Raw genomic sequence first — 25732 nt, 5'->3', positions numbered from 1 at the left:
TTTATCCCTTCGCCTCTCACCTGCAATGCCTACCGACTACCTCGAACGCATTCTCACCGCCCGGGTTTACGACGTAGCGCAGGAAACGCCTTTGGATATTGCCCCGAGCCTGTCAGCGCGGCTGCACAACCGGCTGCTGCTGAAGCGGGAAGATATGCAGTCGGTGTTTTCGTTCAAGCTGCGGGGAGCCTACAACAAAATGGCTCACTTATCGCCGGAGCAGCTGGCGGCGGGGGTGATTGCCTCATCGGCGGGCAACCATGCCCAGGGTGTAGCACTGGGGGCCAAGCAGCTGGGCACCCGCGCCATTATTGTGATGCCCACCACGACGCCGATGATGAAGGTGAACGCGGTGAAGGCGCGGGGCGGCGAAGTGGTGCTCTACGGCGAAACCTACGACGATGCCTATGCCCACGCCCGTCAGCTCTCCGAGGAAAAGGGGCTGACCTTTGTGCATCCTTTCGATGACCCGGATGTGATTGCGGGCCAGGGCACCATCGGCATGGAGATTTTGCGGCAGCATCCCCAGCCCATTCACGCCATGTTTGTGGCGATCGGCGGCGGTGGGTTGATTTCCGGCATTGCCGCCTACGTGAAGCGGCTGCGACCTGAGATCAAGATCATTGGCGTGGAGCCGATCGAGGCTGATGCTATGTCGCGATCGCTGAAGGCTGGAGAGCGAGTCCGGCTGAGCACCGTCGGCCTGTTTGCCGATGGTGTAGCGGTGCGCCAGGTGGGCGAAGAAACCTTTCGCCTCTGTCAGCAGTATGTGGACGACGTTATTTTGGTGAGCACCGACGACATCTGCGCCGCCATTAAGGATGTTTTTGAAGACACGCGATCGATTTTGGAACCGGCGGGGGCACTGGCGATCGCCGGAGCCAAAGCCTACGTCGAAAGCATAGGCATCACCGACCAAACCTTGGTAGCTGTGGCCTGCGGGGCCAACATGAACTTCGATCGCCTGCGGTTTGTTGCCGAACGAGCCGAGATCGGTGAACACCGTGAGGCGATCTTTGCCGTCACCATCCCTGAAACGCCGGGCAGCCTCAAGGCCTTTTGCGAATGCCTGGGCACTCGCAACCTGACCGAGTTTAACTACCGCATTGCCGACAACCACGAGGCCCACATTTTTGTTGGACTAGAAGTCCAAGGTCGGGCCGATGCTGCTGCTATGGCTCAAGTGTTTGAATCCAAAGGCTTGAAGACGCTGGATCTAACCGACGATGAGTTGTCGAAGATGCACCTGCGTCACATGGTCGGCGGCAAGTCATCCCTGGCCCACGACGAGCTGCTCTACCGCTTCGAGTTCCCCGAGCGCCCCGGCGCGCTGATGAAGTTTGTCAGCGCCATGAGCCCCGACTGGAATATCAGCCTGTTTCACTACCGCAACAACGGCTCTGACTATGGCCGCATCGTCACCGGCATTCAGGTGCCGCCCCAGGAAATGCCCCAGTGGCAGAGCTTTCTCGACACCCTCGGCTATCAGTATTGGGACGAAAACCAAAACCCCGCCTACAAGCTGTTTTTGGGCTAACCACCAATCTGCGACATGGTGCGACCGTAGGCTCCGGTGGTGCCCGACTGGCGCATTTTGTAGTTGATCTCGGGCTTATCGGCTAGTAGGGCCGCTACTTGGCGCTTCAGGTCAGCGGTGGAGACGCCCTGACGTAGGGGGGTTTTGAGGTCGAGCTGCCCAGTTTCATTGAGCAGGCAGGGGCGCAGCCAGCCGTCGGCCGACAGGCGCATGCGGTTGCAGCGATCGCAAAAGCACTCTGACATTTGGCTAATGAAACCCACGGTGCCCTTAGCGCCCGGAATCTGGAACACATCTGCCGGGCCGTGGCCGAGCACGTCGCCTGCGGTCAGGCCCCAGCGCTGGCGAATGCGATCGCGCAGCGTCTCCGAATCGACCCAGCCCTTGGCCTCAAACAAACTGTCGTTGCCGATGGGCATGAACTCAATAAAGCGCACGTGCCACTCGCGATCGAGGGTTAGGGCCGCCAGATCCAACACTTCGTGGTCGTTAACGCCCGGAATCACCACCACATTGAGCTTGAGCGGTGAGAATCCGACTTGGTGAGCGGTCTGAATGCCGTCCCAAACCTGGGGCCAGCGAGATTTTCCTCTCCCGCCCACGATTTGATCAAAGATGACGGGATCTAGCGAATCGAGGCTAATGTTGACGCGCCGCAGCCCGGCGTTCCAGAGATCTTGGGCTAGGCCACCGAGTAAAAAGGCGTTGGTGGTCAAGGATAAGTCTTTTGTCCCCGGCAACTCTGCTATATCGCGCACGATATCTACAATGCCGGGTCGCACCAGCGGCTCGCCCCCGGTGAGCCGAAAGTTTGAGAACCCCAGAGGCATGAAGACCTCCTCTAGGAGCTGCCGCAGTTCGGCGCGGGTCAGCCACGCCTTCTGGGGTAGGTACTGCAAGTCAGCCCCCTCCGGCATGCAGTACTGGCACTGAAAGTTGCAGCGATCCACAAGGCTAATGCGCAGGTAGTCAATGGCGGGCATAGGGGGTGGAACCACAGGGTGCATGCTCCGATTATGGCACCCTCACCAAAACCAGGGGGTGGGTTGGCTTAAACTGGCGGCATCTGCTGATTGGGGAAATAGTCCATGCCGCAAGGGTTTTTCAAGGGCATGCTGGTTGGCGCAGTTGCCGGTGCGATCGCTTGCCTGGGCCTGGTGAAAGCATTAGCGCAGCCAGCGGATGTTGTGCTGTTGGGGCGACTGGCCGTCGATAGCGCCACCCACCCCGACAGCCGGATGACCAATCGGCTCTATCTGGTAGACCTCGAGCTGGAACCGGTCTACCTAAGGTCGCAGGCTACCAATACAGAAGCTCTCTACCAACTACTCAACAAATCGATTCAGTTGCGGGGTGAGTTTAGGCGGCTGACCCTCACCACAGGCGAATCGATTTTAGAAGTAGAGGTCAAGGAGGTATTGAATTCCAATCCATCCCAGTAATCCAAGCGGGGCTCGTTAGGTGAATGGGGAAGGGCAAGTTGTCGATCGAGCGACGGCTGCTCAAGGTGGCGACAAAAGCACTCCAAGCCAGACACGCTGGCTAGGAGTTAGCGACTGCAACTCACCCATGCGGCTGTGGGTCATCTTAGGCAGGTAACTGTTGTTTCTGCCACCTCAGACAATCAAGTCTAAGGTGGCGGATAAAATGCCGGGTTCCGGCGTCGGATTGAGCTGAAAGCCGACCCGCTTGCACAGGCGCTGCATGCCGTGGTTCTCAGCCAAAATTTCCCCTGTCAGGCGGTGCAGCCCTTCGGCGCGGGCTACCTCGATCAGGCGGTTCAGCAGCTCGGTGCCAAAGCCCTGTCCCTGGTAGGGGTCGGCTATCAGCATGGCAAACTCGGCCTCGGGCAGTGCGTACTTTTGGGTGAGCCGACAGACGCCGATGATTTTGGGATCGGGGCCGCTCATTTCGGCCACCAGGGCGATCTCGCGATCGTAGTCGTTAAAGCAGATGCGGGTGAGGCGATCGTGGGCGACGCGGGTGCTGTGCTTGATAGCATGGAAGTAGCGCAGGTAAACGCTCTGCTCAGACACCATGTCGTGGAAGGCGGTGATCAGCGGCTCGTCTTCGGGGCGAATGGGGCGAATGGTGACGCCGTTGCGTCCTGACCAGACATATTGGGTGGGGTAGGGGCGAATGGCCAAACGGGCTGGCGGTGAGTCGGGAGCACGCAGTATCACCCGAGCATCTAAGGCCAGCAGTTGGTCAGACGAGGCGATTAGAGGGTTGATATCAATAGAGGCAATATCGGGCTGCTCTGCCACTAGCTGGCTAAAGCGCACTAAAAGCTGCTCTAGGGCATCCAAGTCCACAGCCTCGCGGCCCCGCACACCCTGGAGGGCTTTGTAGATTAGGGTTTGCTCCATTAAGCGACGGGCCAGGGTGCTGTTGAGGGGAGGCAGGGCGATCGCACTATCTTGAAACACCTCGACTAGCTGGCCGCCAGTGCCAAACAGCAGCACCGGGCCAAACTGCGGGTCTTGGCTGCTGCCCAAAATCAGCTCATAGCCATCGACGCGAATCATCGGCTGCACGGTAACGCCCTGAAAGTGCTCGGCTCCGGCTTTTTCGGTCACGCCAGTGCGGATGCGATCGAAGGCCCGAGCGACGGCATGGCTATCGTCAAGGTTGAGCTGCACACCGCCCACATCGGTTTTGTGGGTGAGGGTGAGGCTATAGAGTTTGAGGACTACCGGGTAGCCAATTTGGTCGGCAGCGGCGATTGCTTCCTCCACTGTCGCCACCACCTGCGTGGGCACCACCGGAATGCCGTAGGCCGCCAGCAACGCCTTTGACTCGGTCTCGGTGAGCAGCGAGCGGGCTTCAGCCTGAGCCGTTTGCAGAAGGGTGGCAACGGTGGCGCGATCGATGCCGTGGTTGGTGGTTAGGGTCGGGGTTTCGTAGAGCCCTTTGAGGGCGTAGCTGTGCCGCCACAGCAGCCCAAACAGCCGCGTTGCCAGATCGGGGTAGCGATAGGTGGGTATCCCCGCTCGGTTGAGAATGTCTTCGCCGGCATCGACCTCAGCTCCCCCCATCCAGCTGGCCAAAATCGGCTGGCTCGATTCGCTGTTGCGCCAGGTTTCGACTACCGCCTGGGCGGTTTTGGTCGGGTCGGTCATAGCTTGAGGGGTGAGCACCACCAGGCAGCCGTCGCTGTCGGGGTCGGCCAGGGTGGTCTTGAGTGCCTGGGCAAATCGGGCCGGTTCAGCATCCCCCAGAATATCAACAGGATTGCTGTGGCTCCAATGGGAGGGCAGCGCCCCATTTAGAGCATCCACGCTAGCGGCAGAAAGCTTTGCCAGAGTCCCCCCAGCGCGAATCAACGCATCTGTTGCCAGCACCCCCGGCCCGCCCGCGTTGGTGATAATGCTCAGGCGCGGGCCTCGGGGGCGTGGCTGCTTGGCCAGCACTTCGGCGGTATCAAATAGCTCATCGATGTGATCAACCCGCAGCACGCCGCAGCGCCGAAAGGCCGCATCTAGCACCGCATCACTGCCCGTTAGCGCCCCGGTGTGAGAGGCCGCTGCCTGAGCCGCCGCCTGGGTACGCCCCGCTTTAATCACAATGATCGGCTTGCTTAGCGCTACCTCCCGCGCCGCCGACAAAAACGACCGGGCATCCCCAATCGACTCCATATAGATGACGATGCTGTGGGTATGGGGGTCGTCGCCCAGGTAGTCGATCAGGTCGCCCCAGCCCACGTCGAGCATGGAACCCAGGGAGATAAAGGCGCTGAAGCCCACGTTTTCCCGCAGGCTCCAGTCGAGAATGGAGGTGCACAGCGCCCCGCTTTGGCTGATAAAGCCGACGTTGCCTTGCCTCGCCAAGTGGCTGGCAAAGGTTGCGTTGAGCCCCGTCAGCGGATTCTGAATGCCCAGGCAGTTAGGGCCAATCAACCGCATACGACCCGCGGCGATCGCCCTAATCTGCCGCTCTAGCTCAACACCCTCGGCACCAATCTCCTTAAACCCCGCCGAGAGAATAATCGCGCCTCTGACCCCAGCATCCACGCAATCCTGCACCACGGCAGGCACCCCAGGGGCAGGAATCGCAATGATCGCCAAATCCACTACTTCAGGAAGAGACTGGATGCGATCGAACGCTTGAACACCCAGCACATTGCGCCGTTTGGGATTAATTGGGTACACCGTGCCGCCAAAGGGGTGGCGGATCAGATTCCACAGCACCGTGCGACCCACACTGCCGGGACGCTCGGTGGCCCCGATCACTGCCACCGACCGGGGAGCAAAGATGGGGTCGAGGGGATGGCTCCCGGTTTTCCAAAGATCCATGACTGGGTCGGGGCGGGTCAGCATGGTCAAAATCCTCACGTGGTTAATACACGACCTTGGGGTTCTCTCCCAGAGAAGGACAGAAATGGGCCAGCGTCATCCCCTCCAGGGAGGGGTGAGCTAGCCCAAAGCCCAAAAAGCGTTGCAAAGGCCATGTCGGCGATCGCTGCGGCACAGTGGACTTTCTTAGTGACGGTGAACAGGCTACCAGCAGTCTGCTAAGCCGAAGATGCCAAGTTAGCGGGGATTCAGGGTCATAATCTGCCTTAAACCGTACACCTCAAACCCTGAACCCCAAACCGCAATCCCTAAGGCAATCTCCTATCTCCCCAATAGAAGTAGCTGGGCTGGATCGAGGTGCACATACCAAGGAAAAGGCCGCTCCTTCAGTTCAGCCCATCTATCTTTAAAAACCTCTGCCTGAAGGTGATAATCGTCGAGGCCAGATGGGGGGCTGCCCAGCTTGAGATAAAGGCTAATGCGGTGGGGCGTTTCGCTGGTCCAAGCAATCCAGCCGGGGAAGGTGTTGGGCTGAGTGGGCTGCTCGGGGAAAGTCAGACGATGGGCGCGAATGCCCACGTGGGTATGAATGGGCAGCACCGGCTCCAGGGTTTGCAGGGGGCAGCACCAGTCCAGCGCGGCTAGGGTGTGATCGCCTTGGCGTCGCAGGGCCGAGATGTTTTTGCAGCCGGTGAGCTGGGCTACGGTCACGCTGCCGGGGCGGTCAAAAATGGCTTGTTTTGGCCCCTCGGCCACGACGCTGCCCTCCGAGAGCACCAGCAAGCGCTCACACACCCGGTAGGCTTCTTCTAAATTATGGCTAACAAATAAGGTCAGCCCCGGGTAGCTAGCCAAGGTCTTGAGCAGCTGCTTTTCAAGTTCGCTACGCAGGTGGGCATCGAGGGCCGAAAAGGGCTCATCGAGCAGCAGAATTTTGGGGTTGGGAGCCAGAGCGCGAGCCAGAGCCACCCGCTGCTGCTGACCGCCAGAGAGCTGGTGGGGATAGCGATCGCCAAACCCAACCAGCTGCACCTGCTGAAGCTGCTCAGCTACCTTACGGGCGATCGCCGCTTTCGACTCGCCCCGCAGTCCGTAGGCAATGTTTTGGGCCACCGTCAGGTGAGGAAACAGAGCGTAGTGCTGGAAGAGATAGCCGACTCTGCGATCGCGGCTGGGTAGATTAATGCCCAACGCTGAGTCGAACAGCACCCGCCCGTTCATTACAATGCGGCCGCGGTGGGGCGTCTCTAGCCCCGCCAAACATCTCAAAATTAGGCTTTTGCCTGCTCCCGATGCCCCCAGCAAACCCAAGGGATAGTGGTCTGTGGAGAAAGCCACATCCAAAGTGAACCCAGGCAGGTGGTGGGTGAGGTTGATGGAGAGGTGAGGGGGTTGAGGGGTAGGGCGTAAGGGTTGGGGCGTAAGGGGTGGACGTTGACGGTTGAATGGCCTGTGCAGGGTGCGGCAGACAACAGCCCAGCCTCGATCGAGCCACCGCAGGGCTGGCAGCCTAGCACCTTGGGATTGCCAGCGGTTCATCAGCACCAGTCCGCCTAGGGAAATGGCCAAGATTACCCCAGTCCACAGGGCGGCTTCGTGAAAGGCCCCGGCCTCCACGGCGAAGAAAATCGCCATAGGTAGGGTCTGGGTTTTGCCCGGAATATTGCCTGCCAGCATGAGGGTGGCCCCAAATTCGCCCAGGGCACGGGTAAAGGCCAGGGCGGTACCGGCCCCAATGCCGGGCAGAGCCAGGGGCAGCGTAATGCCCAAAAACAGCTGCCACTCCGTTGCACCCAAAGTGCGGGCGGCCTGCTGCACCGAGCGATCGATCTGCTCTAGGCTACCCAGCACAGTTTTGTACATCAGCGGAAACGCCACTACCGTCGCTGTGATCACCGCTGCATACCAGGTAAACACGACGTTGATACCGGCTGTCCCCATCAAGGCCCCAAGGGGGCCATACCGACCCAGCAGCAGCAGCAGTAAAAAGCCCAGCACCGTAGGGGGCAGCACCATAGGGGCCAAAAACAGGCTGTCTAAGAGCGATCGCCATCGACCCCGATAGCCCTGCATAAACTGCGCGGCAGCAATGCCTGAGACAAATGCCAGCAGGGTAGCGATCGCAGCAATCCGGAGGGAGATCCACAGGGGAGAGAAGGTCATGGTAGGTTTTGCAGCCGTAGGATGGCAGGCCGTTACGGAGCGACAACCCCAAAGCCAAATTCCTTAAACTTAGTTCGGGCCGCAGGGGTCTGCAAAAACGCGATCAATGTCTTCGCGGCGTCGGGGTTAGGGCTATTGCTGACGACTGCGATCGGGTAAACAATCGGTTGATGACTTGCTGCGGTCGCCGTCGCCAACACCTTAACTCGCTCCGAGAGGGCCGCATCGGTGGCATAGACCATGCCCACGTCGGCGTTGCCGCTCTCTACAGCGGCCAACACCCCCCGCACGCTGTTGCTAAACACCAGCTTGGGCTGCAAGGCCTCCAGCAAATTTAGCTTGGTGAACACCTGCTCTGCATACTGCCCTGCCGGCACGCTGCGAAACTCGCCTACCGCAACGACGCCCACCTCAGCATCTTTGAGTTGGGCAATATCTGTGATCGCAAGTTGCGACTGAGCTGGGGCAATCAGCACCAGGCTATTCGTCAACACATCCTGCCGAGAATCCTTCAGAATTAATCCCTTCTCAGCTAATGCATCCATCTGTTTAGCAGCGGCAGAAAAGAAGATATCGGCTGGAGCACCCTGCTCAATTTGCTGCTGTAAGGCACCCGAGGCACCAAAGTTATAGCTAATTTTAATCGTGGGATAGGCCGCATGAAATTGCGGTGTGATGGCCTCTAAAACATCTTGCAAACTAGCCGCCGCCGATACGGTGAGTTCGACCGTCTGCGCTGGGGGCTCGGCACGGTTAGGTGTTGGAGCAGAAGGACCGCAGCTAGCGGCAAATAAAGCGATCGCTAGACCCCCACAAACCCGAAGCAAAAATCTACGGCCCTTGATTGAAGTCATAAAAACCTCCTTTTTCCCCAGTAGTAACGTTGTTGAGCATAAGCCAGCGGTTTCCAAAAACACACATTGTCCTCAGGCTAGGCTAGCCCCTGCGGTGCAATAAACTACGAGGTAGCGATCGCCGGAAAATCTGCCTGCAAAAGCTTTACTTATCTGACCATTCGCCATCAGTTTTTTCGCTCCCATTGACCCCATCATTGCTTAGGATTCTCTAGAGACCTTGCTAAAGCTATCGCCTACCCGTTCTATCCCTATGACCTCTCCCGTCGTCATCGTCACCGGCTGTTCATCGGGCATTGGCAAAGCGTTATGTCAGGCGTTTCATCAGCGGGGCTGCCAGGTTGTGGCCACAGCCAGACGGCTAGAGGCCATAGATGACTTGAAAGCCCAAGGCATTCTTACCCTGCCGCTCGACGTCACTGACCCAGCGACTATGAAGTCGGTCGTTGACACCGTTTTAGCCCAGGTCGGTCGAATCGATATTTTGGTCAACAATGCGGGCTTTGGCCAGTTTGGCCCACTAATGGATCTCAGTCCGGCGCAGATTCAGGCCCAGTTTCGCACCAATGTACTGGCCCCTCTAGAGCTGGTGCAGCGAGTGGCTCCGGCGATGAAGGAGCAGCGATCGGGCACCATCGTCAACATCGGCAGTATCTCGGGGATAGTTACAACGCCGTTTTCTGGGGCTTATAGCGCGTCAAAAGCAGCCTTGCACAGCCTGTCGGAGGCGCTGCGGATGGAGCTAGCCCCGTTTGGCATCCACGTAGTTACTGTGCAGCCCGGTGCCATCCAATCGAACTTTGGCCAAGCTGCGAGTCAGGGATTGACCGGGGTGCTCTCGCCAAACTCGTGGTACGCGCCGCTGGAGTCGAAGATTCGCGCCAGGGCGGTGCTGTCTCAAGCCAATGCTACGCCTGTCCACGACTTTGCCGAACAGCTGGTGGCACTGGTGATGAAGCCTCATCCACCCGTGACAGTCCGACTAGGGAGAAAAAGCAGGTGGTTGCCGTTGCTCAAGCAGCTGTTGCCGCCCAAACTGATGGATTTTCTACTCAAGCGACAGTTTGGGCTCACACAAATGCCGCGATGAGGAATGCCTAAGCAGCTTCAAAGCTTCTCACCTCAACAAAGAGGTTTCGGTATCTTTAACAATGTTCGTCTCAAACCTCGCTGTCGGGTTAGCCGTGCGGGGCGCTGTCGTTACGGCTATTTAGCTCTCAGCCCTCATACCTGAATTATCTACTGCCAAGTCATTGAAGAATACTCTATCAAGATCAAGAGGATGGACCTCTGGCCTTGGATTGCCCTGTAAGCGTTGATGTTGCAGCTCATTTTCCGGTTCTATGCTGAGTTAAACGACTTTCTACCTGCCGATCGCAAGCAAGTAGAGTTTGCCCACGAGATCAACGAGCCCGCTGCTATTAAGGACGTAATCGAGTCCTTGGGTATCCCTCACCCAGAAGTGGATTTGATTTTGGTCAACGGCGAGTCTGTTGGCTTTGGCTATTTGGCTCAGGATGGCGATCGCATCGCTGTCTACCCCTACTTCAAGCAGCTTGATATCAGCCCGGTTTCGCTAGTGCGTCCTCACCCGCTGGTCACTACGCGGTTTGTGCTGGACGTGCATCTGGGCAAGCTAGCCACCTACCTGCGACTGCTGGGGTTCGATGCGCTTTACCGCAACGACTATGAGGATAGTGACCTAGCCCACCTTGCAAACCGAGAACAGCGCATTCTGCTCACCCAAGATCGAGGTCTCTTGAAGCGCAGTATTGTCACCCACGGGTACATTGTTCGCTCCCACATACCAGAGACCCAGACCCGAGAGGTGCTAGAGCGATTCTGCTTACAGGATGCCATTGCGCCCCTAGAGCGCTGCCCCCGCTGCAATGACACCCTGCTACCGGTCGACAAAGCAGAAATAGCGGATCAACTTCTGCCACTCACCCGCCTGCACTACGACGAGTTTGCCCGTTGCCAGGGCTGTGCTCAGATCTATTGGAAGGGGGCTCACTACGATCGCATTCAGCAGCTAGTCAACCGCGTGACCCAGCCAACGACCCCGCCCCCATAACCTTTATTTCGATAGAGTTTCAGACTTTAGGAGAAAAGTCTTTGCTTCAATGTCAATCTCAAAGTTGCTCAATGCTGAACTGAAACTCAGCCCTGGAAAAACAGGTATTAGATACTGCTCTCTTTCATTGCCTCCATATCTTGCATTGGAAGTGGTCTTGTCAGTTTGATTGTTTTATCGCGAACGGCAATAAGCACGATCGCGAGCGATTAGGACACCGCATTAGCCAGGAGACAATCACTAACCCACGTTCTACCTATCATCCGTTAGAAAACTAGTGCCACCAGATCTAGGTTACAGACAATGGCTAGTTAGGAACGAAGCCCATCCTCAATCAATCAGCGAGTAGGTTTTCGCGCAAGGTTGTACCGGGGTAAGTGGTGCGGTAGCGTCCGCGCCGCTGGAGTTCTGGCACCACTAAATCGACAAATTCTTCAAAACAGCCAGGGGTGTAGGTGGCCACTAGCATGAACCCGTCAGCACCGCCTTCGTCCATGTAATATTCCAAAGTGTCGGCAATATCAGAAGCAGTGCCCACAGTAATCGGCATACCCATGCCCATGGCGTAGTAGAGGGCAGCTTCTTTTACGGTAATCGGGTCGCCACCCTTAGCGTAGATAATGCTCTCAAACAAGCCCTGGATGCCGGGGATTTCGATGTTCTGCACGTACTCGTCGAGATCGTAGGTGGAAAAGTCGGGGCCGAAGTGGCCCGAGATCCAGGCGAGGGCACCCTCTAGGGGAATATTGGCGCGAATTTGCTCGTACTTTTCCTGAGCATGGGCGCGAGATTCGCCTACGATGCACTGCAAGCCATAGATCAGTTTGACGCTGCCGGGGGGACGGTTAAAGGTCTTGATCAGCCGCTGATTTAGGTCGTCGCTGTACTGCCGCATTCGATCGACGTTGGGGTGTACGGCAAAAATGGCTTCGGCATGTTTGGCGGCAAAGTCGCGCCCCCGATCGGAGGAACCGGCCTGCCAAAGCACTGGACGACCTTGAGGCGATCGGTAGCAGAAGGATCGCCCTTTGCTGCGGAAAAACTCGCCTTCAAAGTTGATCTCCTTTACCTTAGCTGGGTCGGCAAAAATGCCGCTGGCCTTATCAGCAACAATGGCATCAGGTGCCCACGAATCCCACAGTTGGTAGCAGAGTTCCATGTACTCTTCCATGCGCTCGTAGCGGTGGCCGCGATCGCTCATTTCGGCCCCGTAGGCATCCCACTCGCTTTTGGAATAGGAACTGACAATATTCCAGGCAATGCGCCCGTCGGAAAGATGATCGAGGCTAGAGAGCCGCCGGACCATGGAGTAAGGATGCTCGAAGGCAGTGGACAGCGTTACCCCAACCCCTAGGTGTTTAGTCGCCGTCGTAATGATGGGCACCAGAGTAGATGGCTCATGGGTAGGGCACTGCACCGCATATTTCACGCAGGCATCGGAGCTTTTTTCATAGTTGTTGTAGGGGGCTAGCTCATCGGCAATAAACATGGCATCAAACAGCCCCCGCTCCATGGTGCGGGCCATGTGTTGCCAGTAGGGCGGGCGGCTCCAGTCCCAATTAACTTTGTCTTTGGGATGTCGCCACATACCGGTGGCGTGGCTGTTTACTCCATGTTGAATGAAGCCTAAAAGATGGGCCTGCTTTTTCTGAGATGCCATAGAACCTGCTGTGTACTCAAAGAATAAATTCGACTAGAAAATTTGACAGTGTAGTGATAAAAACCTGCATCACCAACGGCGACCCCGCGACCGATAGAGCCCTTTTTCTTAGCACCTTATGGTGAATCGTCGAAACCCAGGCCTCTTCAAGTATCGTTTTTATGTTTGACAAGGTTATGTTTTGAGATGCTTATAGGAGCTGATTTTGAACACCATGTCCAAGGAAATCTCTACAAGCTCTTACAGAATTGGCTTGTGCTGTTCCTAAAAAATATTTCAAACTACTTGGGACTTGAGGTCTCTTTGTATCGCTGAATGTCGAGAGCCATAAAGTAGATGATGCCGATGGGGCTAAGCAAACTAAGCACTGGTCCAACATAAAGAAAATAGGCACCAAGCCCATAGGACCAGATCACAACGGCAGAGGCGATCGCCGCTAGAATAGCTCCGACGAAACCTTTGGTGAAAGTGTCACGAGTGTCTTCCTCTTCGGAAGAGTAAGTTCTAACTGCATCACGTAAAACCCCAGCCATCCCTTTGATATAAAAAAAGGAGATGACAATGCCAATAAAGAAGAAGATCGCCGTCTCGGTAGAAACAAAGAAGCTGGGTTCGGTAGAATTAGCTGAGCCTGTGGTAGCAAGCGATCGCCCCTGAGCGGCGAGAATGCTAGTAGCGATCGCAATCAAGAGATGCTTGTTTGAAGTTCCAAAGAAATTCAACCCGTATGAACGATTAGACGAGGGCTGCATGGGCGTCTCCGCAAGGTAAGAGGATAGAAATCAGCGTGATGAAGTGTCGCTAGTTGTTAACCGGAATGATTGGGTTAACGGGAGCAGAGTTATCCGAAATATCTGCAGCTTTTTTGAGGCGATCGTAGTCGAATCGATTTTGATTTTGAAATCCTAGAACTAATGGAACAATTGCGCTAATAACTAAAATGGTGATGCTGCCTGGCAATTCACCATAGGTAAAGTGAACGGGCATCCCAATCGCGATCGCCGCAACGGTTCCCCCAAAAAACCCAGCCGCTGTCATTCGATCCCAAAAGACCGCCAGCATAAACGGAATTAGCACAGCGGTACGAATCGCGTAGGTTGTCAAAACAATGGTGACAAAGTCAACACCGCTTAACACAACCAGCGTCGCAATCAGGGCGGCAATCACCATCGATAGCCTGGTGTAGGAAAACAGTTTGTGCTCAGAAATATTGGGAGAAAAAGGCTTAATCACATCAACAGCTGCAACGGACGAAATTGCCGAAAGAGAACCATCAATGGTCGAATAACAGGCCGACAAAATCACGAATACATAGCTTAGAATCAGCCAGGTAGGCAATCCGATGTGAGAAATAACAAACGGTCCAACAGCGGCAGCATCGCCGTTTAGATGGGTTGCTAGATCCACGTTAAGAGCAATACCTACAAGTCCTAGGATCCCAAGGCAAATAGGAATAGGGTAGAACAGCGCGCCAGCCCAAAAGAAGGTACGGCTTACTTCTCTCTCCCTCAAACCCCAAACAACTTGCCAAAAATCCTGCCCAACGACGGTAGCTGTGATCAGGCCAAGCGCCAGGGTAATACCAAAGCCAACTGCGGCCTCTGGACGAGCTACTGACAGAAAGTCAGTGCTTTTGCTAGCAACTGTTTGCCAAACAAACTCAGCTCCACCAACCTGGCTTAATACGGCAGTAACGACAAAAGCTGTCGGTACGGTAATGAACAGTGTTGTCAAAGTAGAGGTTGAGATAGAAGCCCACAGCCCACCCAAAACTGTATAGGCTAGAACAATGATTGCCGTAATGATAGCTACTGTACCCTGGTCAACCCCAAATACAGTTGAGATTACGAGCGAGGTGCCCTTCAAGTTAATAATGATGGCTAGCAAAGCGCCAAACAACAAACCCGCTGTCATCACAACACGTGCTAAACCTGCTCCGTCAAAGCGGGAACTGATAAATTCTCCAATCGTGTAGCCGTGCGGCATCTTCGCCCTCAATCGTCTAGCGAATGGAATTATAAGTATTACCGCTAGACCGTTGGGAACAGTAAACCACCAGAGTCCAGAAGTCCCATATGTATATGTCATTGCAGAGGACATCATCACGGCCATCGCCCATGTCCAAATTGAAATGATGCCTGCCACTCCAAATCCAAAACCCAATCTGCGACCAGCAATCACAAAGTCGTGGGTGTTTTTGACAAGGGTGACTCGCACATAATTCGCTAGGGCAAGCAAGATAAGCCCTAATGCAATTAAGGTAAAAATCCCTTGTGCTGGCGTTAGTGACGCCTTCACAAATTCAAATTCCTGCATAAACTCTTTCCTTTACTTAGCTTTAGGCAAAAAATAGCTGAAATAGAATGTAGATCCACTGCGCTAACAGTGTCGCCTCGGTCCAATTCCTAATGCTTCTTATGACGAATTTGCAACAGATAAAGATTTTTAAGGCCTCAGCTTAAATCTGCCCTCTAACACACTTTAAAGTGGACAAGAGCTGCTCTAATCAAACTAAAACCTATTTCATTAGAAGACACAAAACTCCTAAGTACCGAGCTTTTGGCGCCATGCGGCTTTCTCCAAGTCATCAGCCTGGGCGATATTAACATTCTGCTTTTGTGCAAAAAAGCATCTGGGGTTACAATTGCCTTCAATTCAGAATCAGAAATTAATTTGCACCTCAAATCTAACTAGCCATCTCCACCCATTGCAAGACCCATAGCTCTTGCAATGGGGGAATCATAGAAGTACTAAACATTTGATCGCTGAGTGAAGACAAAGTTTTTCCTAAGGACGGTTTACAACATTTACAGCTTGAATTATTCGCTAAAGTTAAAATATATTACAAATGTATCTCAATTTGTTTTCAATTTGAACTTAATCGCTGATTGTCTTAAAGCTCAGGTCAAAGGTTCAATCTCAACCTTATAAGTAATGCTTCAAGACGCTCAAGGCTTGCTGGTCACCACTGATTCTGTTCAAGCGGTGACCGCTATTGACCAATTTATCGACCAGGCGCTGACCTACGGCGACCAGGCAGAGACGACGATTCTCAAGGCGATTGAGGCAGACGGCAACTGTGCGATCGCCCATGCCTACGCGGCCGCTTATTACCTCAGCCAAGAAAACCGCACCGATCGGCTGCGTGCCAGACCTTACCTCAACCGAGCGCTAGCCAGATTAGCGTCGGCATCGCCGCGAGAGCAGGGCTATATTCACGGTATTGCGGCCTGGGCTAGGGGCCACATTCGGCAGGCGATCGCTTATCAAACTGCTCTAGTGCAGGCCTTCCCGCAGGATTTGCTGGCGGTGCAGCAGGCCCAGTACCACTACTTTTATCAGGGAGAGAGCCAGGGGTTGCTAGAAGTTGCCCTGGCGGCCCTTCCGGCACATCCCGAACACCCGTTGCTCTACAGCATGGTGGCCTTTGGCCTAGAGCAGTGCCACCAGTATGACCAGGCCGAAGCGCTGGGCCGACGGGCCACAGAGCTGCGCCGCCACAACCCCTGGGCGCACCACGCCGTAGCCCACGTGCTTGATGTCCAGGGTCACCACCGCGAAAACATTGACTGGATGGAGGCCAACGCCGACACCTGGCGCGGCTGTAACTCGATGCTTTATACCCACAATTGGTGGCACGTGGCCCTGGCTTATCTAGCCCAAGGCGACACCGCCACGGTGCTCAGACTCTATGACCAGCACGTATGGGGACTGGCCCGCAGGCACACCCCCAAAGACCAGGTAGGGGCAATTTCGCTACTGCTGCGGCTAGAGCTAGCGGGGGTATCGGTGGGTAATCGCTGGCGATCGCTGGCCAAACCGCTGCGAGCGCGTCTGCAAGAGCATGCCCTGCCTTTTCAAGACCTGCACTATGTCTATGGCCTGGCCCGAGGCGATCGCAACGACTATGCCGCCACCATGATCGACGACATGGTCCGCCACGCCCATCGCCAGGATGAGCTGACCAAAACACGCTGGCTCAAACTGGCTGTTCCCGCTGCTCAGGGGTTAGTGGCCCACGCTAATGGGGATTGGGTGGGGGCGATCGCCCACCTGCGCCCCGTGCTGCCACACCTCTATCGCCTGGGGGGCAGCCACACGCAACAGACCTTGTTTAAGCAAGTGTATCGTCACGCTGTAGAGCAGCAGGCCCAGGCTCCGCAGCAGTTTGCCCTGCGGCAGGCGCTAGCATAGCGCAAAGGTTTGGGTCCCTGATACCGAGCAAAACCTCAACATTCGCACCGTTTTTCCTAGCTCTGCCTTTTCCATCAACAAAATCTATTACTTTCACAAAAAAGACTATTTGCTCTTATCAAACCACCTTCGTAAGATCAACTCATAGGGTTAAAACCCTGGCCATTACTGCAATCCGGTTTGCTGCTGTTCTATTGGCACGGCATGGCAAGGGTGCATTTTGGTTGAGTCCTGGAGGTTGTGATGAAAAGCCGTCGAGAAGAATTTTTTCAGCGGGGGTGCCGCGATCGCGATGCGGGTCTACTGCCCAAAAGTACCGATGCCGCCTATTGGGATGGCTACCGCTCGGGTAGACCGATAGGCCTTGATGAGGTGATTCGCTACTTTCCGACGCTGGAGGCTTTTTTGGCTTGGCGGGGACAGGGTGTAGAGGGTTAGGGAGTAAGGGGTAGAGGGGCAATTTACTGCCTACCCTTCACCCCCAACTCCTTTACTCCCCTCATACATCGCCAAAACCGGCTCATAGATGCTATAGTCCACTGCCGCAAAGCGCTGGATTCCAGCCTGGGCAAGCTGCTGCTGCAACGTGGCGTCGGGTTGAAGGAGTGCTGCTTGCCAGGTTTGCAGCACGTCCTGACCCAACCGTTGAGAGATCGCAATGGGCGGCATGGGAGAGGGGCCGAGGTTAGTAATAATGCGGATCTTTTGGCCGAGGATGGGGTCGTCTCTCAGGGCCTGGTCGAGTACGGTGCTGTCGATCGCAGCGCAGTCAGCCTGGCCCATGAGAATGGCATGGAGCGATCGCAAATGGCTCCCCGATTCCAGCTTCTGCCCAAAGAATCCCCAGTCTAGTCCTCTCTGGTGCAGCTCGTAGCCCATCCGGCTGTAGCCGCTGTGAGAGCCGCGATCGTTGTAGCAAAATACCGTCTGTGCCAGGTCGTCCCAGGTATGCAAGGGGCGATCGCTCCGCACCACCACATCTGAAAAGTACACCGGCTGCCCACCATAGCGAGCCTGATCCATCACCGGAGCTACCAGGGGCCGCAGCTGATCAGGAACCCGCTGGGCATAGCGCATCAGGGGCAGGCCGCAGAGAAAGAGCAGATCCCAGCGATCGCCCACCAGATCTGGATCGGTCAGAGGATCATCGGCTCCCTGCATCACATCCACCGAGCAGCCCAAGCGACGACCGAGGTAGTCACCCACAGCCCGATACAGCCAAAGCAGATTGGGGGAGAGGTAGGAGACACCGCGCATGCTAAAACAACCTCGATCGATGGCGAATCAGACTCAAAAGCTCCTCCTTGAGGGTAGTTGTCATAGAGATTTAAAGAGTAAAGAAATTCCACCAGGGCGCTAGGTTCGATATAGGCACAGCCTAGGTCTTTCGCAGCCGCGCCAAGGGATTGGTCCAACCGGGGGAGGGCGCTACATTGCCGGTACGGCGCAGCCGGTAGGCCACGCCGTCGCCAAACCACTGAATCAGCTGCACCAAGGCAATCAAAATGACCACCGTGTACACCATCACCCGCGTGTCAAAGCGCTGGAAGCCGTAGCGAATTGCTAGATCGCCTAAACCGCCACCGCCTACGACCCCAGCCATCGCCGAGTTGCCCACCAGACTAATGACCATCAGGGTCAAACCCAGCACCAAAGCGGGCCGTGACTCTGGAATTAACACCTTGCGAACGATATCCCAGTAGCTACAGCCCATGGCTTCGGCGGCTTCCACCAGGCCTGGGTCAACTTCGAGGAGGGCAGTTTCGGCCACACGGGCAAAAAAAGGAATGGCTGAGAGGGTAAGAGGTACCAAGGCGGCGGTGCTGCCAATGGTTGTGCCAACGATTAAGCGGGTGAGGGGCAAAATCGCCACCAGCAAGATGATGAAGGGCAGCGATCGCACCCCATTGATCACCCAACCCAGCCCCTGGTTTACCAATGGGTTCGGCAAAAAGCCCCTGGCTCCCGTAATCACCAGCAGCAGCCCCAGGGGTAAGCCAAACACCGCCGCCAGCAGCGACGAAACGCTCACCATATAGAGCGTCTCAAGGGTTGCTGTCCACAAATTGCTCAGCAGCTGTGCGTCCATCCTGTACCTCCACGGCAAGATTGAGCTGGGTCAAATAGTCGAGGGCAACGTACCGCTCTGGCCCTGCCAGTTCGATCTGAAACTGCCCCACCGGCTGCCCCCCAATGGTTTCAATTGCCCCATTGATAATGTTGGCCCCCACATTGAACCGCTGCACCAGGGTGGCAATAAATGGTTCATTGGCTACCTCACCCCGAAAAGCAATGGTGACCAGCAGCACGTCAGGCCGAGGTTGGTAGCCCGTCAGCCGAGGAAAAAAGTCCTGGGCTAGGCGGGAGTGAGGCTGGGATGCTAAGTCAGCCACCCTGCCGCGCTCAATGACTTTACCCTGCTCTAAAATGGCGACGCGATCGCAGATCCGCTTCACTACTCCCATATCGTGGGTAATCAGCAAAATGGTGAGACCAATTTGCTGGTTCAACTTCTTCAGCAGCGACAGAATAGATTGAGTAGTCTGGGGGTCTAGGGCCGAGGTTGCTTCGTCCGACAACAGCACCTTGGGGTCAGCGGCTAAGGCCCGAGCAATGCCTACCCGCTGTTTTTGCCCCCCAGACAGTTGGGCGGGGTAGCTATCACCCTTGCCCTCTAGCTCCACCAAAGACAGCAGTTCTGCTACCCGCGCCTTGATACGCAGACGGCTATAACCCATCACCTCCAGGGGCATGGCAATGTTTTCAGCAGCAGTGCGCGAGCTCAGCAAGTTAAAGTGCTGAAAAATCATGCCCATCTGCTGCCGCGCCCGACGCAGGTCGCTACCCGACAGGGCGGTAATGTCCTGGCCAGCCACAATCACACGGCCAGAGGTAGGCGTTTCCAACCGATTAATGCAGCGAATCAGGGTGCTTTTGCCAGCTCCACTTTGGCCAATTACCCCAAAAATTTCTCCGGCGTTGATTTCTTCGTTAAAGGTGTCGAGAGCCACAAACGACCCGTACACCTTCCGCAAGTCTCGAATCGTAATCATGACCCTACCTCAGGGAGCATTAAAAAACTGGGATCACTGCCCCCTGGTACTTATCGTTAATAAACGTTCTGACCTGATCAGAGTTCAGCAACTGAGCCAGTTTTTGAATGTTTGAATCATTTTCCTGCCCACTCAGCACCACCAGTCCATTAGCGTAGGGGTTGCCGTCAGATTTTTCCAGCGCCAGAGCATCTTTAGCGGGGTTCAACCCTACTTCAAGGGCATAGTTGCCGTTAACTACGCCAATATCTACATCGTCTAGAGCGCGGGGCAACTGTGCCGCCTCTAACTCCACCAGGCTGAGATTTTTAGGATTGGCCTCAATGTCTTGCTTGGTGGCATTTACCCCCGCTCCGCCTTTGAGGGTAAGCAATCCGTTGTCATCTAGCAGTTTGAGGGCGCGCCCCAGATTTGTAGCATCGTTGGGCACCGAAACCTGCGCCCCCTCTGGCACTTCGCTTAAAACCGTCACTTTCTTTGAATAGAGCCCCAAGGGTTCTAAATGAACTCCTTTGACAAATACCAAATCTAGCCCCCGCTGCTTAGCAAAGTCTTCCATGTAGGGCACGTGTTGAAAGTAGTTGGCCTCCAGTTGCCCATCGTTGAGGGCGGTGTTGGGCAGCACGTAGTCAGAGAACTCGACAACTTCAATGGTCAACCCTTCGCTAGCGGCCAGGTTATCTCGCACGTAGGCTAAGATTTCGCCGTGGGGCACGGGGTTTACCCCCACTCTGAGTGTGTTACCGCTAGCATTGCCGCCGCCCGATCGAGTAGCACCGCAGCCTGCGACCATTGTGGTGGCGGCAAAGGAGCCGGCCGTAAGCAGAAAAAATCGACGATTCATTTGATTGGACAAGGAGCACCATCCATACATTTAGAATCTAGCTCCCCAGTCTATAACCCTAATTCATTAGCGTCAGTTGCCCGAGCTACAACTAAGACCTTGAGCATTTTTATGGGGAATGACGATTTTTTGTAGAAGAAGGAAGAAACCCTGCCTGCAATAGGCGTAGAGATTTGACCCGACCTTTACTACTAAGTCTCTACCGAGCCCGTGGTTGGCACGAACAGCTCCTTGCAATTTGACCGTAATTGTAGTTTGAGCTACAAATAAGCCGCTCAAAATTCACCGCTCATTTAGAGTGGAGTAATCCTATTGGCTGTTCACAGCCGAGCCAATTTTTCTAACCTAAAAAACGACGATTAACTGTGTTAGAGACTATCCCCATCATCGACATCACGTTGTTGCGTACCTCCTTAGGGTCATCCACCGTGGTGGCCGAGCAGCTGGGGCAAGCCTGTCGCCAGTATGGGTTCTTTTATATCACCGGCCACGGCGTTGACCAGAGCTTGCAGCAGCGGCTCGAAACCCTCAGTCGTCAGTTTTTTGCCCAAGATGCGGCTGTCAAACTGCAAATTGCCATGGCCAAAGGCGGGCGGGCCTGGCGGGGTTACTTCCCGGTCGGGGGAGAGTTGACGTCGGGCAAACCTGATTTAAAGGAGGGGCTTTACCTGGGGGCCGAACTTGACAATAGCCATCCTCTGGTGAAGGCGGGCACCCCTCTGCACGGGCAGAACCTTTTCCCCGCCACACTGCCCGAACTGCGCCAGACAGTGTTGGACTACATGGCGGCGATGACGGAGCTGGGTCACGTCTTAATGCGAGGAATTGCGCTTAGTTTGGGGCTGGAGGCAGATTATTTCGAGGAGCGCTATACCCACGACCCGCTAACTTTATTTCGCATTTTTAACTATCCTGCGGCAGCCAGTGATAGCGACCAGTGGGGGGTCGGCGAGCACACCGACTACGGTCTGTTGACCATTCTCAAGCAGGACCACCTAGGAGGTCTACAGGTAAAGTCTCAAGGCCATTGGATTGAGGCTCCGCCTGTTCCCAATACCTTTATCTGCAACATCGGCGACATGCTCGATCGCATCACTGGCGGCCTATACCGCTCTACGCCCCACCGAGTAAAGAATCGATCGGGCCACGACCGGCTCTCTTTTCCGTTTTTCTTTGACCCCAATTTTGAGGCTAAGATTCAGCCCATCCCCACACTGGTTGAATCACAACCGGACAACTGGCAGGAGCGCTGGGATGGGGCTAGCCTGAGCCTGTTTGAGGGCACCTATGGCGACTATGTGCTGGGGAAAGTGGGGAAGGTGTTTCCGCAACTGAGGCGGGAGGTGATTGAGTGAAGGGTGAGAAGGAGAGACAGAATAACTCCAATTCATTTGTAAATGTATCTCGATTCACATCAATTTCAAGCGAGGTGTGGAAGGATGATTCCAGTCGCAGCTAACATTCACACCGGAACAATCTATGACCGCAGCTATTCGCGTCAAGCCAACGACTGCCACATTTAAACTGCGTTCTCAGGGCAAGGGGGTGGCTCAAGTTATTGAAATTGATGGCTCCCAGCACATCATTCAGGTTGACGGAGCGCCGGTGTTTGGCGGGCACGACGAGCACCCTAGCCCCATTGCCTATGCCCTGAGTTCGCTGATCTCCTGCTCCCAGGTCACGGCTCAGCTGGTTGCGAAGGATCTGGGTATTCAGCTCAATGGCTTTGAGTTTGACATTCGCGCAGACCTCGACACCGCTGTGCTGGTGAATGGCTCGCGAAACGGCAACCCTAACTTTGAACAGGTTGCCATTCGCGCAGTGGTGGATACCAGTGCATCGGCCACAGATTTTCAAACCCTACAAGCTGAGACCGAGCGCCGATGTCCTATTTTTCAGCTGTTCCAGCGCAGCGGCATCCCAATTAGCAACCACTGGTCGATTCGAGCCTAGGGCGTAGCGGGCGATGGTTAACGATCGGTCGTTGTGGCCCCTCCATTGCCTCTGCCCTCAATCTTTGCGGTAGCCATAGTGGGCGATCGCAACTAACGCTGAGTTGCTGCCTGGGCCGAGTTCACTCGGTTTGGGCTTTTGTATTTCGCCCTGGTGTGAGAAAACGTCGGGCTACAGTCTGGGTGGCGCACGATGTAATTTACCGCGATCGCCCTGGCGAGACCTACGCCGCCACCGACAACCCTACCAAAATCTAACCACTCCCCCAAACCCATCCACCCCGCCCGTCAAATTCATCCCAACCCAGTACCAGGTTCTTCTATCAAAGCCTCGCGCAGGTGGCGGCGCACCTGGTCAAATCCGGCCTTTAACCGCTGGGGCTGCTGGTAAAGCCGCCCCAGCAGCAGCACCCCCTGAATTAGCGTCAAGAGTTCTTCCGCCAGGGCTTGAGGCTCAACCCCTGGCTTGAGCTTGGCCGTAGCCAAGACCAGTCGATTGGCAAACGCCTGCTGCCACTGCTTAAACACTTCAATCAAATGGTTGCGATAGGCCGGGTCGTACTCAGCTAAATCCACCACTAGGTTGCCGAGAAAGCAGCCAAAGCAGTCGCCGCCGTTGATGTGCTTGGCTTCCAACGCATCAATCATCCAGAAAATCTGGGCAATGGGGTCATCGGCCTGGGCAGCAGCCGGGTCGATCAGGTGGGTCTTGAGCCGCTGCCAGTCAAAATCAATTAGCGCGTGGCCCAGCTCATCTTTAGAGGCAAAATAATTGTAAAAGCTGCCAGAGGAGGCCCCACTCACCTTGAACAGCTCATTGAGCCCGATGCCATTTAGCCCCTTGCGGTGCACCCTGCCAAGCATGGCCTCAAGGATGTCTTCACGGGTGCGTTTGCGATGAACCATCCCTGGCGTTGCTCCAATGCGATCAGCCTAGAGTTAATCAGGTCTGAGTAAGATTATGACCGATGCTGCCAGACCTGATTCGCCCAGCGAAAGGTGGCGTCAAGCAGGTAGCCGATCGCACCAATGATCAAGATGCCAGCCAGCAGCTCTGAATAGGCGAGGCGATCGCGGGTATCCAAAATAAAATAGCCCAACCCTGCTCTCACCCCTAGCATTTCTGCCGGCACCAGCACAATCCAAATAATGCCCACGGCCAACCGTAGCCCCGTCAGCAAGTGGGGAATCGTCGCGGGCATAATCACCTTCGCCACGGTTTCCCAACGGGTGGCGCAGAGACTGCGCGACAGCAGTAGCCAGCGGCGATCGACCGCTGCCACCCCCGCTGCCGCATTCAATATCAGCGGCCAAACGGCGGCCACCGTCAGCAAAAAGTAGACTGGCCAGTCGCCAATGCCAAACACCATCACCGCCACCGGCATCCACGACACCGGTGAAATCATCCTCACGAACTGAAACAGCACCGATGTCGCCTGCTCCAGCACCCGCGACAGGCCAATCAACAACCCCAGAGGAATGCCAATCAGCGTAGCGGCGAACAGGCCCACAAATACCCGCCGCAGGCTGGCCCAAATGTGCGGGAAGATCGCTCCCGAAACCACGAGCTGCCCGATCGCCGCAAAGGCTCGCTCCGGTGAAAAATCGCCAATCACACCGCTGTGCCACAGGGGCGTGGTAGCCAGCCACCAGAGCAGCAGCGTCCCAAGCAATCCCCAGAGGGAGATGGGAAGGGCGGAGCGAAGGTGGCGGCGGGGTGGAGCGGCGGTGAGGGACATGGGTGAGGGGTAGGGGTAGGGGGTGGATGGGTGGCGGGTGGATGGGTGGGGGGAGTGTTCAGAACTCCGACCGCTGACAACCTAGGCCTGCGATGAATGCTCTAGACGGGCGACTTGGAGGGTTTCTTCGCGCAGTAGGGAGTCGGGTAGGCCAAAGACTTGGGGGCCGCCTACCGCCTGCAAGGCCTGCTTTACGAAGGAGTCATCTACCAGGTCGCGGGCCACCTCGGCGGGCTGTAGCCCCTGTAGAAAGCCGTTGTCGCCCTCCACCTGGGTTTGCTGGAGCAACCGCACCAGCTCCTCGGTGTAGGAGGGGAAAGGGTATGGCTGGAAATCGATACGCTGGGCGGCCCAGTCGGGGTGTTGAATTGCTCCCTGTTTGGCGTAGGCGGCAGCATCGAAGCCAGTGAGCACTTTTTGCAGCACCGCCTCGGGGTGGGGAGTGTAGCTGCCCCCTTCTTTTGAGAGCAGTTTGGCCGCCTCGGCGCGATGATCGCGAATCCAGACTTGGCTCTTGACAACAGCATTCACCACGCCCTGGGCCCACTCCGGGCGCTGGGTAAGGTCGTCTTCGTGCAAAAAGACGACGCAGCAGGCGTGGTTTTTCCACACGTCTCCGGTAAACCGCAGTACCTTGCCGTTGCCGGAGGTTTCACCAGCAGCGTTGAAGGGTTCAGCCACGATGTAGCCAGCAATGCTTTTGTTAGCCAGAGCCGACACCATCTCAGGGGGCGGCATGACAACCAGGTTGACTTCATCGGGCTGAATCGGCTCGGTGCCAGCCTTAGTTACCACCGTGAGACCCGCCTGTCCCAGCAGTTGTTGCAGCACCACATTGTGAATGGAGTACCAGAAGGGTACGGCGATCACCTTGCCGCCCAGATCTTTTACATCATTAATATCGGGCTGAACCGTGAGGGCTGAACCGTCGGTGTGGTTCCAGGCGACGATTTTGCCGGGTACTTTTTGAGCACCGTAGCGCAGCCATACAGTAATGGGGCTGAGCAAGTGCACCACGTTAACCTGTCGAGCCAAAAAGGCTTCGACAATGTCGGCCCAAGAGCGAAACAGAATGGGCTGCTCGGTGGTGAGTCCTTCGGCTTCGTAGAGTTGATTGGCGTGGGCAATCAGCAGGGGAGAGGCGTCGAGAATGGGCAGATAGCCAATTTTGACAGGCTGATCGAGATTGCCAGCGGCGGTATTCGGCGCTGGCGTACTTTCAGAAGCGGTGTTCTCAGCGGTAGTGGACTGGGTACCACAGCCCCCGGCGACTACACTGAGGGCCGCAGAGCCAGAGAAGAGGGAGGCAAGTTTAAGAAAGTTGCGGCGGTTGAGGCCGCAGCAGGCACAGAGAGAGTTCATAAAGG

At 55.8% G+C, this 25732-nt stretch carries 22 protein-coding genes; 8 read left to right on the top strand and 14 right to left on the bottom strand.

Annotation, left to right across the window (positions count from 1 at the left end; genetic code table 11):
- The first annotated feature begins 25 nt into the window (after nt 1-25).
- Nucleotides 26-1537, top strand: a complete 1512-nt coding sequence (ilvA, locus tag NC979_RS02565; protein WP_190523442.1) for a threonine ammonia-lyase, biosynthetic — start codon at nt 26-28, stop codon at nt 1535-1537.
- On the opposite strand, the gene moaA is transcribed toward ilvA, so the two are convergent.
- Nucleotides 1534-2535, bottom strand: a complete 1002-nt coding sequence (gene moaA / locus NC979_RS02560; RefSeq protein ID WP_431191007.1) for a GTP 3',8-cyclase MoaA — start codon at nt 2533-2535, stop codon at nt 1534-1536. The genes ilvA and moaA overlap by 4 nt on opposite strands.
- A gap of 90 nt (nt 2536-2625) precedes the next feature.
- On the opposite strand from moaA, the gene NC979_RS02555 reads away from it, so the two are divergent.
- Nucleotides 2626-2979, top strand: coding sequence for a hypothetical protein (locus tag NC979_RS02555; RefSeq protein WP_190523440.1), 354 nt, complete (start codon nt 2626-2628; stop codon nt 2977-2979).
- Nucleotides 2980-3153: 174 nt separating this feature from the next.
- Here NC979_RS02555 and NC979_RS02550 read toward each other — a convergent pair whose 3' ends face one another.
- The 3 genes from NC979_RS02550 to modA form a co-directional block, all read right to left on the bottom strand.
- Nucleotides 3154-5856 (bottom strand): bifunctional acetate--CoA ligase family protein/GNAT family N-acetyltransferase, encoded by a 2703-nt coding sequence (locus NC979_RS02550; protein ID WP_190523438.1) that lies wholly within the window; start codon nt 5854-5856, stop codon nt 3154-3156.
- 297 nt (nt 5857-6153) lie between these two features.
- Nucleotides 6154-7995, bottom strand: a complete 1842-nt coding sequence (gene modB / locus NC979_RS02545; RefSeq protein ID WP_190523436.1) for a molybdate ABC transporter permease subunit — start codon at nt 7993-7995, stop codon at nt 6154-6156.
- Nucleotides 7996-8027: 32 nt separating this feature from the next.
- Nucleotides 8028-8849, bottom strand: a complete 822-nt coding sequence (modA, locus tag NC979_RS02540; protein ID WP_190523434.1) for a molybdate ABC transporter substrate-binding protein — start codon at nt 8847-8849, stop codon at nt 8028-8030.
- Between the two features lie 253 nt (nt 8850-9102).
- On the opposite strand from modA, the gene NC979_RS02535 reads away from it, so the two are divergent.
- Together NC979_RS02535 and NC979_RS02530 are read left to right on the top strand one after the other, a co-directional pair.
- On the top strand, nt 9103-9939 hold the full coding sequence (locus NC979_RS02535) for an SDR family oxidoreductase (protein WP_190523432.1): 837 nt from the start codon (nt 9103-9105) through the stop codon (nt 9937-9939).
- Nucleotides 9940-10167: 228 nt separating this feature from the next.
- The gene (locus NC979_RS02530) at nt 10168-10923 is read left to right on the top strand and encodes a Mut7-C RNAse domain-containing protein (protein ID WP_190523430.1); all 756 of its coding nucleotides are present in this window, start codon (nt 10168-10170) and stop codon (nt 10921-10923) included.
- Nucleotides 10924-11257: 334 nt separating this feature from the next.
- On the opposite strand, the gene NC979_RS02525 is transcribed toward NC979_RS02530, so the two are convergent.
- The 3 genes from NC979_RS02525 to NC979_RS02515 all read right to left on the bottom strand — a co-directional run bounded on the left by NC979_RS02525 (nt 11258) and on the right by NC979_RS02515 (nt 14899).
- Nucleotides 11258-12583, bottom strand: coding sequence for an LLM class flavin-dependent oxidoreductase (locus NC979_RS02525; RefSeq protein WP_190523428.1), 1326 nt, complete (start codon nt 12581-12583; stop codon nt 11258-11260).
- Nucleotides 12584-12864: 281 nt separating this feature from the next.
- The gene (locus NC979_RS02520) at nt 12865-13335 is read right to left on the bottom strand and encodes a hypothetical protein (protein WP_190523425.1); all 471 of its coding nucleotides are present in this window, start codon (nt 13333-13335) and stop codon (nt 12865-12867) included.
- A gap of 49 nt (nt 13336-13384) precedes the next feature.
- Entirely contained in the window at nt 13385-14899 is a 1515-nt protein-coding gene (locus NC979_RS02515; RefSeq protein WP_190523423.1) for a sodium:solute symporter family transporter, read from the bottom strand.
- Between the two features lie 618 nt (nt 14900-15517).
- On the opposite strand from NC979_RS02515, the gene NC979_RS02510 reads away from it, so the two are divergent.
- On the top strand, nt 15518-16777 hold the full coding sequence (locus NC979_RS02510; protein ID WP_190523420.1) for a tetratricopeptide repeat protein: 1260 nt from the start codon (nt 15518-15520) through the stop codon (nt 16775-16777).
- A 243-nt stretch (nt 16778-17020) separates the two neighbouring features.
- Entirely contained in the window at nt 17021-17215 is a 195-nt protein-coding gene (locus NC979_RS02505; RefSeq protein ID WP_199303718.1) for a hypothetical protein, read from the top strand.
- Nucleotides 17216-17245: 30 nt separating this feature from the next.
- Here the strand turns inward: NC979_RS02505 and NC979_RS02500 are convergent, their stop codons facing one another.
- The 4 genes from NC979_RS02500 to NC979_RS02485 form a co-directional block, all read right to left on the bottom strand.
- The gene (locus tag NC979_RS02500; RefSeq protein ID WP_190523416.1) at nt 17246-18034 is read right to left on the bottom strand and encodes a phosphate/phosphite/phosphonate ABC transporter substrate-binding protein; all 789 of its coding nucleotides are present in this window, start codon (nt 18032-18034) and stop codon (nt 17246-17248) included.
- A gap of 121 nt (nt 18035-18155) precedes the next feature.
- Entirely contained in the window at nt 18156-18866 is a 711-nt protein-coding gene (locus tag NC979_RS02495; protein ID WP_190523413.1) for a methionine ABC transporter permease, read from the bottom strand.
- Entirely contained in the window at nt 18823-19830 is a 1008-nt protein-coding gene (locus NC979_RS02490) for a methionine ABC transporter ATP-binding protein (protein ID WP_190523411.1), read from the bottom strand. The genes NC979_RS02495 and NC979_RS02490 overlap by 44 nt, the downstream gene beginning before the upstream one ends.
- Nucleotides 19831-19849: 19 nt before the next feature.
- Nucleotides 19850-20674: a MetQ/NlpA family ABC transporter substrate-binding protein gene (locus NC979_RS02485; protein WP_190523409.1), complete on the bottom strand. Its 825-nt coding sequence runs from the start codon at nt 20672-20674 to the stop codon at nt 19850-19852.
- Nucleotides 20675-21039: 365 nt separating this feature from the next.
- Here NC979_RS02485 and NC979_RS02480 point away from each other — a divergent pair, with 365 nt between their 5' ends.
- A complete protein-coding gene (locus tag NC979_RS02480; RefSeq protein WP_190523407.1) occupies nt 21040-22029 on the top strand; it encodes an isopenicillin N synthase family dioxygenase in 990 nt (329 codons plus the stop codon).
- A 124-nt stretch (nt 22030-22153) separates the two neighbouring features.
- Nucleotides 22154-22627 carry an OsmC family protein gene (locus NC979_RS02475; protein ID WP_190523405.1) on the top strand — a complete coding sequence of 158 codons (474 nt, stop codon included), beginning with the start codon at nt 22154-22156 and terminating at the stop codon, nt 22625-22627.
- Between the two features lie 293 nt (nt 22628-22920).
- On the opposite strand, the gene NC979_RS02470 is transcribed toward NC979_RS02475, so the two are convergent.
- From NC979_RS02470 to NC979_RS02460, 3 genes are all read right to left on the bottom strand, one after another.
- A complete protein-coding gene (locus NC979_RS02470) occupies nt 22921-23532 on the bottom strand; it encodes a TetR/AcrR family transcriptional regulator (RefSeq protein ID WP_190523403.1) in 612 nt (203 codons plus the stop codon).
- Between the two features lie 53 nt (nt 23533-23585).
- Nucleotides 23586-24365, bottom strand: a complete 780-nt coding sequence (locus tag NC979_RS02465) for an ABC transporter permease (protein WP_190523401.1) — start codon at nt 24363-24365, stop codon at nt 23586-23588.
- An 81-nt stretch (nt 24366-24446) separates the two neighbouring features.
- The gene (locus NC979_RS02460) at nt 24447-25727 is read right to left on the bottom strand and encodes an ABC transporter substrate-binding protein (protein WP_190523398.1); all 1281 of its coding nucleotides are present in this window, start codon (nt 25725-25727) and stop codon (nt 24447-24449) included.
- Nucleotides 25728-25732: the final 5 nt, after the last annotated feature.

It is taken from the genome of Leptolyngbya subtilissima AS-A7 (assembly GCF_039962255.1).
Classification (GTDB): Bacteria; Cyanobacteriota; Cyanobacteriia; order Phormidesmidales; family Phormidesmidaceae; genus Nodosilinea.
Note: the sequence above shows the minus strand (reverse complement) of the source record. Positions and strands in the feature narration are given on the sequence as shown.